Origin of the sequence: Natronorubrum halophilum (genome assembly GCF_003670115.1) — an archaeon.
In the GTDB taxonomy this organism is placed as follows: domain Archaea; phylum Halobacteriota; class Halobacteria; order Halobacteriales; family Natrialbaceae; genus Natronorubrum; species Natronorubrum halophilum.
The window spans coordinates 915,943-928,499 of the sequence record NZ_QQTY01000001.1 but is presented as its reverse complement, the minus strand read 5'-3'; the positions used below and the strand labels follow the sequence as shown (position 1 = coordinate 928,499).

Annotated in this window: 15 protein-coding genes; 7 read left to right on the top strand and 8 right to left on the bottom strand. The window is 60.5% G+C overall.

From position 1 onward, the window contains the following. Positions 1–51: 51 nt before the first annotated feature. Positions 52–1,101: a deoxyhypusine synthase gene (locus DWB23_RS04400; protein ID WP_121741568.1), complete on the top strand. Its 1,050-nt coding sequence runs from the start codon at positions 52–54 to the stop codon at positions 1,099–1,101. 579 nt (positions 1,102–1,680) lie between these two features. Here the strand turns inward: DWB23_RS04400 and DWB23_RS23690 are convergent. Further along, positions 1,681–1,812 carry a nucleoside triphosphate pyrophosphohydrolase family protein gene (locus DWB23_RS23690; protein ID WP_275086286.1) on the bottom strand — a complete coding sequence of 44 codons (132 nt, stop codon included), beginning with the start codon at positions 1,810–1,812 and terminating at the stop codon, positions 1,681–1,683. 93 nt (positions 1,813–1,905) lie between these two features. On the opposite strand from DWB23_RS23690, the gene DWB23_RS04395 reads away from it, so the two are divergent. After that, the gene (locus DWB23_RS04395) at positions 1,906–2,184 is read left to right on the top strand and encodes a hypothetical protein (RefSeq protein WP_121741567.1); all 279 of its coding nucleotides are present in this window, start codon (positions 1,906–1,908) and stop codon (positions 2,182–2,184) included. A gap of 135 nt (positions 2,185–2,319) precedes the next feature. Here DWB23_RS04395 and DWB23_RS04390 read toward each other — a convergent pair whose 3' ends face one another. From DWB23_RS04390 to DWB23_RS04375, 4 genes are all read right to left on the bottom strand, one after another. Continuing rightward, a complete protein-coding gene (locus DWB23_RS04390) occupies positions 2,320–2,820 on the bottom strand; it encodes a small multi-drug export protein (RefSeq protein ID WP_121741566.1) in 501 nt (166 codons plus the stop codon). 150 nt (positions 2,821–2,970) lie between these two features. Then, positions 2,971–3,357, bottom strand: coding sequence for a pyridoxamine 5'-phosphate oxidase family protein (locus tag DWB23_RS04385; protein ID WP_121741565.1), 387 nt, complete (start codon positions 3,355–3,357; stop codon positions 2,971–2,973). Positions 3,358–3,450: 93 nt separating this feature from the next. Next, entirely contained in the window at positions 3,451–4,221 is a 771-nt protein-coding gene (locus tag DWB23_RS04380; protein WP_238717341.1) for an aldo/keto reductase, read from the bottom strand. Positions 4,222–4,575: 354 nt separating this feature from the next. Next, positions 4,576–5,355 (bottom strand): glycosyltransferase, encoded by a 780-nt coding sequence (locus DWB23_RS04375; RefSeq protein WP_121741564.1) that lies wholly within the window; start codon positions 5,353–5,355, stop codon positions 4,576–4,578. A 269-nt stretch (positions 5,356–5,624) separates the two neighbouring features. Between DWB23_RS04375 and DWB23_RS04370 the strand changes: the two genes are divergently transcribed. Further along, positions 5,625–5,822, top strand: a complete 198-nt coding sequence (locus DWB23_RS04370) for a hypothetical protein (protein ID WP_121741563.1) — start codon at positions 5,625–5,627, stop codon at positions 5,820–5,822. Between the two features lie 367 nt (positions 5,823–6,189). Here DWB23_RS04370 and DWB23_RS04365 read toward each other — a convergent pair whose 3' ends face one another. Beyond that, on the bottom strand, positions 6,190–6,999 hold the full coding sequence (locus tag DWB23_RS04365; RefSeq protein ID WP_121741562.1) for a helix-turn-helix transcriptional regulator: 810 nt from the start codon (positions 6,997–6,999) through the stop codon (positions 6,190–6,192). 251 nt (positions 7,000–7,250) lie between these two features. Between DWB23_RS04365 and DWB23_RS04360 the strand changes: the two genes are divergently transcribed. The 3 genes from DWB23_RS04360 to DWB23_RS04350 are packed head-to-tail and all read left to right on the top strand — an operon-like array spanning position 7,251 to position 9,037. Further along, the gene (locus DWB23_RS04360) at positions 7,251–7,688 is read left to right on the top strand and encodes a DUF4870 domain-containing protein (RefSeq protein ID WP_121741561.1); all 438 of its coding nucleotides are present in this window, start codon (positions 7,251–7,253) and stop codon (positions 7,686–7,688) included. A 9-nt stretch (positions 7,689–7,697) separates the two neighbouring features. Further along, positions 7,698–8,246 (top strand): hypothetical protein, encoded by a 549-nt coding sequence (locus DWB23_RS04355; RefSeq protein WP_162989744.1) that lies wholly within the window; start codon positions 7,698–7,700, stop codon positions 8,244–8,246. A gap of 17 nt (positions 8,247–8,263) precedes the next feature. Continuing rightward, a complete protein-coding gene (locus tag DWB23_RS04350) occupies positions 8,264–9,037 on the top strand; it encodes a hypothetical protein (RefSeq protein ID WP_121741559.1) in 774 nt (257 codons plus the stop codon). A 52-nt stretch (positions 9,038–9,089) separates the two neighbouring features. Here DWB23_RS04350 and DWB23_RS04345 read toward each other — a convergent pair whose 3' ends face one another. Next, the gene (locus DWB23_RS04345) at positions 9,090–9,722 is read right to left on the bottom strand and encodes a hypothetical protein (RefSeq protein ID WP_121741558.1); all 633 of its coding nucleotides are present in this window, start codon (positions 9,720–9,722) and stop codon (positions 9,090–9,092) included. 124 nt (positions 9,723–9,846) lie between these two features. Beyond that, positions 9,847–11,178, bottom strand: a complete 1,332-nt coding sequence (locus DWB23_RS04340; protein ID WP_121741557.1) for a DUF4013 domain-containing protein — start codon at positions 11,176–11,178, stop codon at positions 9,847–9,849. A 331-nt stretch (positions 11,179–11,509) separates the two neighbouring features. On the opposite strand from DWB23_RS04340, the gene DWB23_RS04335 reads away from it, so the two are divergent. Continuing rightward, the gene (locus DWB23_RS04335) at positions 11,510–12,550 is read left to right on the top strand and encodes a hypothetical protein (RefSeq protein WP_121741556.1); all 1,041 of its coding nucleotides are present in this window, start codon (positions 11,510–11,512) and stop codon (positions 12,548–12,550) included. Positions 12,551–12,557 lie beyond the last annotated feature (7 nt).

Here is a 12,557-nt window from a genome sequence, read left to right as displayed (position 1 = left end):
CGCGCTGGAGGGATCGCGACGTTCAAAGCGCTGGCGTCCTCACTCGAGGATATGAGCGACGACCACGCTGACGATTCCGCCGCGGATGCGGAAGACGGCCATCACGAACCCGAACGCGAGACGTTTTCGCACGATCCGATCGGTCACGCGGAGGCTCGAGCGGGCATGACCGTCGGCGAACTCGCCGACGAGTACGGCAACGCCGGCGTCGGCGCTGCGGACCTCCACGAGGCGGTCGACGTGACCGAGTCGATGTTCGACGACGACGTAACCGTCTTCTTCGGGCTAGCGGGGGCGATGGTGCCCACGGGGATGCGACGAATCGTCGCCGATCTGATTCGCGAGGGCCACATCGACGTGCTCGTCACGACCGGGGCGAATCTCACTCACGACAGCATCGAGGCCATCGGCGGCAAGCACCACCACGGCGCGGTCCACGCCGAGGGGAAGACCGAGCGCGAACACGACGAAACGCTGCGCGACGAGGGCGTCGACCGCATCTACAACGTCTACCTCCCACAGGAGTTCTTCGCGACGTTCGAGTCCCACCTGCGAGAGGAGGTGTTTCCGACCCTCGAGGAAGAGGGCATCGTCTCGATCCAGCGGCTGACCGAGGAACTCGGCCACGCGAACGCCGAGGTCAACGAGCGCGAGGGGGTCTCGGAGGGGCCGGGGATCGCCGCCGCAGCCTACGAGAACGACGTGCCGATCTACTGCCCCGCGGTTCAGGACTCCGTGCTCGGCCTCCAGGCGTGGATGTACTCCCAGACCTCCGACTTCTCGCTGGACGCGCTGGCGGACATGACCGCCCTCACCGACACCGCCTACTACGCCGAGGAGGCCGGCGCGTTCATCGTCGGCGGCGGCGTCCCCAAGAACTTCACCCTCCAGACGATGCTCGTCGCACCCGACGCCTACGACTACGCCGTCCAGTTGACCATGGACCCCAAACAGACCGGCGGCCTCTCCGGTGCGACGCTCGACGAAGCCCGCTCGTGGGGCAAACTCGAGAAGGACGCCGACAACGTCTCGGTCTACGCCGACGCGACGATCACGTTCCCGCTCGTGGTCGCCGCGGCGCTCGAGCGACTCGCAAACTGATCCCGCGGCGCTCGAGGGAACGACACCACTCCGTCATCGACGAGTACCGGATCGGCTCGAGACGAGAGAGCACGTGCGGTGGCGCGCGCTGAACCGCAGTGAGCGTTAGCGCGGGACCGACGGTCCCGCGAACCATCCGAACGGACGCTTCGCGTCCGTGAGGAGAAATCGGCTGGAAAGGGCGTGGCTACTCCGTGTCGCCAGCACGAGTAGGACGCTCGTCGTCGATGAGACTGAAACGAACGCGGTGTCTCTGCTATCGTGGCACCGGGGATTTCCACGTCCTCCCCAGCCGATTCATTCGCTCGCGCTCACGGCTACGCCGTTCGCGTCAGCGGCGCTACGCGCCGCACTCTTGCTCACCCATCCCTCGCGTAGTTTCGGCCCGCGTCTCACTATCTGTTCGACGCGGCCCAGCGCGCGCCACCGCATACCGATTGCTCAGTCCGAAGTGACACAGAGATCCGCTGTACCGGCCGTTCGTCGAATACCTAGTTCCGACGATCCGACGCCGGTTCGAACTCGTAGGTTTCGCCGTGCTCAAGACGGCACGCTCCCCGACCTTCCGATTCAACGCGATTAGAGCACGAGCCGATCGGTAAAGCCGCCTCGTTCGTCGGCCTTCTTCGCTCGGAGCGCCTCAGGACCTCGCGCCGAGAACCCCTCGAACTTGCGGATGGCGCGGAAGTTCCGCGATATCGGCCAACACATCTATGTCTCGGCTCTTGGCATATTCGCAGATCTCTTCTTCGCTTTTCTCGACAATAATATTACATTTATACTTGTACGTTCAAGAGAGAGAATATGCTCTGGCGTCCGCTACTGCTGATCGGACTCATTTACGTCGCGATCTTCGGTTCGATCTCGGCACTGGTTTACTGGGACGCAAACCGCCGTGGGCTCGATTCTCCCGCCAAGTGGGCTGGATTCGTGTTTCTCTCGGGTGGAATGGGACTCCTCCTCTTCATAGCGGATACCGACAGCGAGGGGCGGTACGAAGATGACGAGGCGGATCCGTTCTCGCTCCCCGGCTCGACACCTACAGACCGTCGCGAGGAGAACCGCGATTCGAACGACGAGTGAGTGCGTTCGACCGTTCCGAGCCGGTTTGATCCCCGTCCGAAACGACCCCGTCGTTAGCCGTGGCGATCGGACGGCTCGAACTCGAACGTCTCACCGTGCTCGAGAGAGGCCACCCGGTCCTCGAGGCCGGCCTGATCACGCAACCCCGAGCAACGAAACCCCCAACACCGATCCGGCGACGAGGAGTGCGGCCCAGAGACCGATTCCGACCGTCATCCACCCCGCGACCGTTCGCTCGGAGCTGCCGGCCAGCAACGCGACGAGTGCGGCGATGTGGACGCCAGTCAGGATCGGGCCACCGATCGCTATTCCGGGGAGTCCGTACCGTTCCCACAGCCCGCGTGCTCGTTCGAACCGGTCGCTCGAGTCCGTTTCGTCCGCGGATCGTCGATCGCGCCGCCAGTTCGAGATCCGCCGGTGAAAGTAGATCAGGACGTAAACCGACGCAACGTTCCCGGCGAATGCGAGGGCACCCGTCGCCATCGGATCGAGCCCGAGTCCGATCCCGACCGGAATGACGACGAGAATCTCGAGGAGCGGTATCGCGGCGAAAACGAAGACCAGGACGTACTGGAGGAATCCGCCGGCGTTCTCGAGCGTAGCCCCGACGTCGACGAAAAGCGGTTCGAGTGACATTTTTGCGTCCTGTAGATGCAGTCTCGTACCGTATTCTCAGACGAGTCAAATAGCCATCGTTATCCCGCCGGCCTGACGACCGCACTGTACACGACCCGGACCGATCCGAGAGCGTTCCGACCTGCGGGGGCGAACGAATTCCAACCGTCGTCAGTACGTCTGATAGTTCGCCGATCCGACGTCGATTCGGACGAGCGTATTCTGCGGGTAGGCGTCGGGGTCCGCGCCGTACTTCTCGTTGATCTTCCGAGTGGCGACCCCGATTTCGTCGGCGTCCTCGACGATCGTCGCGGTTCCCCGCAGCGCGACCATCCACCTCGCGTCGCCGTCGTCGTCCTTCTGGATCGAGAGCGCCACACGCGGATTCTCGCGAACGTTCGCCAGCTTTCGCCCCGTCGTCACGAGCTCGACGACGCCGTCCTCGTAGCGGTACCAGACCGGCGCGACGTGCGGGCGATCATCGACGCTGGTTGCGAGGTGAGCCATCAGCGTTTCGCTCTCGAGGAGCCGTTCGGCTTCGGCGGGGATCGGGGCCATGCCGGTGTTACGACGCGAACCGACAAAGACCCCTAACGAGACCACCCGCGATCAGTCGGCCGAATCACCGCCGTGGTCCGGCCGGGTCGGACGTTATTCGGGAAACAGCTCCGCCGTCCGCTCGAGCCCGTCGATCCGCTCGCACGCCTCGCCGTCGAGTTCGAGTTCGGCAGCAGCGAGATTCGCCTCGAGATGGGCGCGGCTGCTCGCCTTCGGAATCGTCGTCACGCCCTCCTTCGCGAGCAGCCACGCGATCGCGACCGCCTCCGGCGTCGTGTCGTGCGCCTCGGCGACCGCGACGACCTCGTCGATATCGCGGACGCGTCCGCCGGCCAGCGGCGAGTAGGCGACGATCGGATACTCGTGCTCGCGAGCGTGTTCGAGGACCCCTTCGGGCTGGAACAGCGGGTGGAACTCCACCTGGTGGGCCGCGATCGGCGCATCGAGGAACTCGCGGGCCGTCTCGAGTTCGTCGACGGCGAAGTTGCTCAACCCGACAGCGTCGATCAGTCCGTCCGCGCGCAGGTCGTCGAAGGCGGGCAGCGTCGTCTCCGGGTCGTACGTCTCGATCGGGCGGTGGACGTAGAGCAGGTCGACCGACTCGAGGTCGAGCCGGTCGAGGCTCTCCTCGGTCGTTCGACGGACGTCTTCGGGAGCCAAGCTGTCGGCCCACACCTTCGTCGCGACGGTTACCTCTTCCCGCGGAACGTCGCTCTGGGCGAGTCCGTCGCCGACGACGCGCTCGTTGCCGTAGACCTGAGCCGTATCGAGGTGACGGTAGCCGAGGTCGAGTGCGGCGTCGATCGTCTCCGGATCGTCGATTCCCATCGTGCCGAGACCGAGCCGCGGGAGCGTCGGTGTCATACGGTTACTCGTGGATCCGTCGACAAGAGTTCTTGCGTGTGCAACGCGCCGGCGACGAGGAGACGCCCGTCGCCGCAGTTCCCGAGGTGGGCCATCCCGTCTGCGGTAGGAGTCCGGCGTTATCTGGCGCAGCCAACCGCCCGATGGAACGACGTTCCCGCTCCGGCTACGCCGGGAAGGATGTCACCGGCGGTTCGCTCTCGAGGGGATCCTGGCCTTCCGGTGGAACCGTCCCGGTGGAGTCGCCACGGCAGTCGAAAAACCGCTCCCGCAGTGTGAAAGCGCTTCCGTGACGATGAAACGCTCCAGTGACGGTGCTGAGCCGGCCGTGACTCGCGGCCACGAACGGTCGGACTACGGCGTGAACTCGCTGCGGTTCGTTCGACGAATTCGTTCGACGTCCAGCGTCACGTAGTGCCAGAGCGTTCCGGTGAGTCCGTCCTCGGCGATCCGGCGGCCCGAACTCTCGACCAACACCGCGGGACAGTACCCCGTCGGATACCGACCGGCCAGTCGGCGACTGAACGCCGTATCTTCGTTGGGCACGTCCGGAAAGCCGCCGAGTTCGTCGAACGCCCCGTGGTGGACGACGCAGTTGAATCCCGGCAAAATCGGGCGCTCGAGCCGGGGGAAGACGTAGTTGATCGTCGCTTCCATCACCTTCGCCCGTCGGGGCCCGGTGATCCGGCAGCGCGAACTCGCCGCGGCGAGGCCGTCGGCCTCGAGGTAACCGAGCAGTTTCGTCAGGTAGTCGGCCCGCAGTTCGGTATCCGCGTCGATGAAGACGAGCCACTCACCGCCGGCGCGGTCGGCCCCGAGATTTCTCGCGGCCGCGATGCTCGAGTCGTCTTCGTCGAGTACGATCGCGCCGTACTCGCGAGCGACCGCGCGCGTCCCGTCGGTCGAGTTCCCGTCGACGACGATCGTTTCGTAGCTGTAGCTCGTATCCAGCGCGGCGATACTCGCGAGCGTTCCCCGGAGATAGTCGGCCTCGTTCCGCGTGGGGATCACGAAACTCACGTCCGGCGTGTCGACGCCGCTGGCGTCGCTGTCGGCGTCCTCGTCGCTGTCGAGGGGACGGTGATTGTCGTCACCGTGGTGACTGGCGTCGGTATCGTGACCGTCGTCGCCCATTGGAGTCTCTACTCGAGGAAACATCTCCAGACGGTCTTAATCTATCGGAGTATGGCCGCCTTACTGCTGTTGTGAGCGCTCCCTCGAGTCGAGACGCGGTTTAATTTCATACGATGAACGAAGCACCATTGTCTATCATGAACTTTTATAACTATGGGGCGTATACGGTTGCGTACAGATGTCGGTCGTACACGTAGTAGCGTGAACTCACGCCCCTCTCTTTCGACGACCCAGTATCGGCTCCCGACGACGCCACCTCTCCGACCGACATGAGCACACCACACTTCCAGACCGCGACCGAATCGCACCCGAACCGACCCACTCGAACCACGGCCCCCGAGATCAGCACTGACCCGCGGACGGCCACCGACCGCGCCCCCCGGACGTTTGCCCACCGGGACACGGCGCGCCTCGAGAACCTGATCGACGAGTTCAACGCCGCCTTTGCGGACTCCAAAGCGCGATAGGGTGGGCGAGGGTCTTCTCGAGTAATCCAAACCGTCTTTGGAGCGGCTGCGTTACGCTCGAGTGGCTGATGACGAATCACTCGCTCCGAACCGGACTCGGCACCCGGTGGTGACGAGCCCTATGAGTGCCGAGGCCACCGATTTACGTGCACCACTCGTCGTTCGTTGATCCCTTCAGTATCGAAACTCCGTTATCCTCGAGCGGTCCGCGTGCCCGTTTCGCCCATGCTGGGCGGAAGTATCTCCCGTGTCAGGTAATAACGAGACGACCAATCGATTCGATACGTCCGCGAATATCCGGGATCGTCTATTCGCATCCCCACAGTTTCTCGTTCCGATCGTGCCGACGGTCGAACGCCCTACTGCGCTACCCGCTGGACGCTGCTGAATCAGATAACAATCGGTCGAGATCGACCGCTTCCGCGAGGGGAGTCGCTTCGGCGCGATAGGTCGTGTAGACGTCCTCGGCCCACTCGCGTGCGGTCGAGGAATCGGTATCGACGTACGTGCGCAACAGCCCCGTCTCGTCGTCGTACACGCCGACTCCGATCCGGTCGTCACAGAGCGTCAGTCCGAACGGGAGCTCGTCGTGGATCCAGAACGTTAGATTTCCGCTCCCGATGACTGTCCGTGCCCGTTCCGGGTGCGACGCGAGGAGTTCTTCGACGACTGCGAGCGGATAGACGGCCTCCGTTTCCATCTCGGTACTGATGCAGTCGTACAGTTCGTCAAGGTGGAGCGGGTTGATGGAGGCCGGATCGAGGCCGCGTAACGTCTCGGTCGTCCGTACCAGCGACATGAATCGGTTCACCGGACGATAGGGCGTTCCGGGCGCAGCGGTCGTCACGGTCGCACCTGTAAACGCCTCGAGATCGATGTCGATATCGTGGGCGGCGGTAACCCGGAGGACCGGTGCGAGGTCCCACGCTGCCTCGACCGTCGACTGAAATTCGGCAATCTCTTCGGCGGCCACCTCGCCCAGTGGCGTGAGGACGAACTCGCCGCCGGTGCGTTCGATCACGCCGCTGTCCCTGAGCGATCGGGTGAACCGGTGGACGGTCGACCGGGAGACGTTCAGGTGCTGTTCTAACTCTCGCCGATCGAGCGCCCCCTCCTCTCGTAACGCGTCGAGTACTGGCTTTTGCCTGACAATTTCGATGAGCTCCTCGATATCCATCCCCACGTTAACCTAACTCATGTCGATATTAACTTCACTGGTCGTTTATCGGCCCTCCGTCAGTAATCTGGCGGCTCGAACCCTTGGATAGCTCCGGAGAAACTGGTTCACTCGCTGAACGTCGTTCCACGGTCTGAGACGATCCCAGCATCTGGAATGATCTCACCCGGTTCATATAATTGACCGTCGCTCCTTCCGATTGGTACCGGAGGAAGGCGCTACTGGGCGCGGATTCCTCGTCGAAACTACCAATGGCAAGCAATACACAGGACGTCGATCTCGAGGCCGAACGTATGACGGAACCAACGGAAACCGAATCGGGACTCGACGAGAACGTCGCGGGGGCGCTTTCGTATCTGTTCGGGTTCGTCTCGGGGCTGATCTTCTTCCTGATCGAAGGAGACAACCAGTTCGTGCGGTTTCACGCCGCTCAGAGCATCGTCGTTTCCGGGCTGGTCGTACTGGCTTCTATCGTACTGAGCATCGGCGGAACGATCCTTACGACGGTCATGTTCGCCAGTACGAGTACAGTCATCATCGGGAGCATCATCTCGTTGCTCCTCGGATTGGTCTGGCTGGGACTCACGCTCGGCGGGTTCGCGGTCTGGGTCTACCTCATCGTCACGACCTACCGGGGCAAGACCACCCGACTGCCCGTTGTCGCGGGAATCGCCGACAAACTGGTCTGAGGCGGAGCCGTGCCCACGAACCGAGAGGAAACAGGGAATACCGCTGGACGAGCGACCGACGGACGGGCGGACGGGAACAGCGACGTGGGGATGGACGGGACAGGATCGATATCGTCGTTCGAGACCTATGCTGACGACGAGTACGGCTACCGGCTCGCGTATCCGGCTACCTGGTCCGCGAAGGCGGAGCCGGCAGGCGGGACGTCGTTCGACGACCGGATAGGCTCGGCCGGTGCGACCGTCTCCGTCGACGAGGGCGGCGACCTCACGCTGGCGGACTACGTCGCGGGCTTCCTCGAGACGCTCGCAGCTGACGAGCACGTCCGGGCGATCGAACGCCTCGATCGCCGGGACGTCTTCCTCGAGAGCGGGGGGATGGGTCGGGTGGTCGATTACGCCTACTGGGGCGAACCCGACGGCGAGCGCTGGCGGCTCACCTACCTCTTCGTCCGCGAGGGCGAGACCGGCTACGTCCTCGGGGTGGACTGGAACGACGATGACGGTCTCGACGAACTCGCCGCGCGGATCGTCGAGTCGTTCGCCGTCGAAACGAACTGAAAACGGAACTACGACACATGGACGAATCACACGGACAATCCGGACTGGATCGATTGCTGAACGCGAAGCTGACTGCCCACACCGTTCTGACGGTTGTGGTCGTCCTCTCGGTCGCCCTCGCGGGCTGTACCGGGACGGGCGGGCTGGGTGACCTCGAGGACGGCGAGAACGATGCGGCGGACGACAGTGGGGCCGACAGCGGTGATGCTGACGACGACGGTCTCGGCTCGATGATCGGCGACGGAGCCGACGCGGACGACGACTGGTTCAACCTGAGTCGACCGGGCTACTACGCCTTCGACCTCGCGGGGATGGACGAGGAGACCGGCGAACAGGTCACCGGGCGGCTGGTGTACGACATCGAGGACGCCGGCGAGGAGGTAACGACGAGCGTCGACTACGAGTTCGGCGACGAGCAGTATCAGTCGACCGTAACCGCTCCTGGCGACGAGGTGTCCGGCCAACTGTTCCTCACACCGGCTCACAAGCCGATCTTGGCGCTCCAGAGCGTCTCTCTGCTCTACTATGTCGAAATGGGCTTTACGAACCCCTCGGTCGGCAACCGCAAACAGACCACCACCGACGAGGGGACCCAGATCACCGAGGTCACGGAGAAACGCTCCTACGCGGGGGTCGAGTGTTCCCTCGTCGAGACGACGATCGACGGCGACCGCTCCAAGCAGGGCTGTCTCCGCGCCTCGGAGGTCGGAATCGCCCCCTACGTGGCCACCTACACCGAGGACGGCGACCTCGAACTCGAGGTCGAACTCGTCGAGTACGAGTCGAAGTGACGTTCTCCTCGGCGTAACCGGAGCGGGAGCGACGCTCTCTCAGGCAGTCGGACTACCCTGTTTCAGCCGAAAGTAGTGTCAGCGATTCGGAGATGAGATCGACGAATTGGTCGACTTTTTCGGTATACACGTCCGCAGACAGCCAAAATTCGTTCACGTACTGGGCTACGCTTGCTGTAACGACGAGCACCTTTTGCCGGAATTCACCACTCTCATACGTTGAATCGATGTCGTAGATAATCCCCGTCTGGCCACTCGGAATCGTCACATATCTTGATTCTACCACATCGTACGTTGCGGCAGTATCGCTGGCGGTGGTAAGCCACCGTTCCGCAAACTCCTCTACGGACAGCGATTCCTCGTTCGAGAAGGTATACAGTTTCTGTCCGCCGACCTCATCCGCTGGAAGGAACGCGACTGTCGTGGGATCGCTCTCATCGATACTCCATGCTTCCGGATACAACGTACTGTACGCGAATTGGGAACTCGTATACTTCGCTAACACCTCCGGATCGGCGTTGGGCGCGTCCGGATCTTCTTCTGGATGGGGCAACGCCTCCGGATCCGGTTGCCCGTCCGGTGGCAGGGTGGTACCGTTTTCAGTGGCGTTATCCCCGTTAATCGAGTTTTCGGGTATCGATAGACAGCCGGACAGAACGATACTCACAGATCCGCCGACGGCCATCAGAACACGACGACGTGTGTGTCCCCCTCGTCCTTCCTCCATCTCTTCTGTACCTATGCCGTCCAAATTCTTAACCATTATTCATGCGAGTGCTAGACTACTGTCGTCGTGAATGCACGCCTGTTTACAATGAGGACTGGTCCTCTATCTGCTGTCGCTTTTCTGCATATTCTCGGTCGGTAACTAGTTCTAGTTCGTGTACGTACTCGAGGTCGGTAAGTTGTGCAGCAATCTTCGACGGATATTGATCGTCGGGCACCTTCGAATTAGTTTGTTCTCTGAGGGTTCGCTGTATCTCTTCGTATTCGGCTTTGGTCAAAATCCCCTCTTCGTACAGGTGATACAGCGCTTCCAGCGGTCTCGTCTCGGATCGAATGTTCGAGTCCCCGTTGTCAGCCGAGACAGTAGAACCGGTCTGTGAGTGCTCTGTGTCCGTGGATAACGCTTGCTTCGTCGCTTCGAACTCCTCGTCCGATACGATGCCGCGTGTATTGAGTTGACGAACAGTAGTCAGTTGTGTCGATGGCGCTGGTGACGTTGTTTCGGTAACTGTGTCGAGGTCGCGTCGCTTCAAGTAATATTCATCTGCTGTGAAAACGCCTGCCTCATACAATTCCGTGAGAGCGTTCAACGGTGGGCGAAAGCTCGGTTCGAAGGCCGTATCCTGCTCCGCCTCAGTAACGAGTACGGCCTCCAACTGGCGACCGAGAGCGTAATTCAGCGACATTCCCAGGTAGAACGCTGCCAGGCCGACGAGGACTATCGTTAGCGGACCGATGGTAAAATCTCCAGTAAGATCTGATAAAACCAGTCTCGAGATGGTGAACGAAATCACCTGGGTTATGATTGCGACTGGGATTATCCCAATTATGAACTTTCGATTGACCATCATTGAGAGAAGTAACGTCGGAGAGAACGCGTCAAGAAGTTTCTCCTCACGAACAAAATTCAAAACTGTCGATGGATAGACAACGGTGCTCGCGATGAAAACCAACAGGACGGTCATTATCCCCCCGAGCCACCCCTCCAGCGCCTCTATGCTGATCTGTCCCGGCAATCCAGTTACTGCGCCCATGGCTTTCTGTGGATAGAAGAGAAAAATCATATAGATGACGATCGCTCTTGTACCGACGCTGAACAAACTCTTCCAGTTCCCGAGGTCGAAAGCGGGTGGATCACGGTTTCCGCGTGATACCTGCTGGATAACTCGCACATAGTATCCGATCGGGAGTATCGAAAGCAGGGCTGAACCCAGCAGTAATACGTTGATGATGGTCGAATTCGCCGTTTCGTCCCACGGAATACTCGTTACAATACTCACCGGAATCAGAAGCAGCCCGCCGACGAGGAACGCGACTTTCTTATTTGGTGTTCTCAGCGGATACGTGGCCGATCCGACGAGCACGTTTCGGATCGAGTAGTTCTCTAGAGATGACTTCGATAGTTGTGTGCCCATGACCCATCACTGTATAATCTATTAACTGCTTGGAAGCATAAAGTCCGTTCATGGAATGACAGTAACTACCACGTTCGATAGAGTCATTCTATCCGGTAGCACAGACCTCGTTACTTCGTGACGAAACGGATTTCCGTTCTTATGTCAATCGAATTATTGACGCGGACTAGCACGCGAACCCTATTTTAGCCACGAACAAATACGTAGTTCTCTGTGATCGTGAGACAGCAACGGGTAGCAGATCGGCCATAGACCAACCCGGATGTCGTATTGTTTCCCAAGCTGCTACCCGTGCGTAAGATACATTACGCTAACAAATAACCAGAGCGTAATGTATCTCTATACGCCGGACGAAATCGATAGAGAGCGAGCACATCACCAAGCGGTTATCCAGGGTGCGGATAATTTAGATGTCAAACGGATCGGGAACCTCGGCGAACTCGCGTTCGAGCAGTTCTGCCGCGAATACCTCCCCGTCGAGATGTGGGACTGGGAGAACGAAGAAGCGATCCGGCGCTGTAATCCCGAGAGTTTCTCCGGTCACGACTTCGACGTCTTCGGCTACGAAATCGACGTGAAAACCTCGAGGGACGTCTCCGCGTTTCGTCCGGCAAACATCCTCGAGAACGATCCGGACGACGATATTATCGTGATGGTCTGGCATCGGGACAACGAAGATGCGCTTATTCTCCTTGGCTGGGAGCGAACTGAAACGCTCAAGTCGAAAGTCAAAACGCAGACGGCGTACTCCGGGGAGGAACCGGAGAAGCTTGCGCACCTCGCTGCGCGTCCGATGAACGAGTTACAGGATCTGGGGCCGAACACGGCCCACATGAATCAGAAGCCACAGAACCCGTTCAAACCCGGCGATCGAGTGGTTAAAGCAGAAGATACCGATGCTTCAGTTGCTGTGGTCGTAGAGGTTCTCCCACCGGAACAAGACGTTAATCTCTATGGACAGACGATGGATGGCGAAGCCGTCAGTGTCGCGTTTCCGAATATGCTCGATGACGGACCTGGCAACTGGCGCGAAATCCATCCCGCGAAGCTTGCATCCTACTGTGACGATCAGGATATCAAGCTCTATACCTACAAACACACTAATCTTGAGCACGCGGAGAACCCTTTCACTCCGGGCGATTACGTCATCAAACCGGATTACGACGATCCGGATCTGGCGGTGGTGCTCGAGGGTGCAGAAGGTAGCGCGGAAGATCGAGAGATCACCATTGCATTTTGCAAACATCTCGAGAAAGGATTGGGTGAGCGGACGTATGTTCTGCCAGCAAACTTATGTTCACGCTGTGAGGAAGCGGGTATCAACTCCTACTCCTACGAATACGACGAACTCTCGTCCAACCCGCAGTACTGAGCCACGA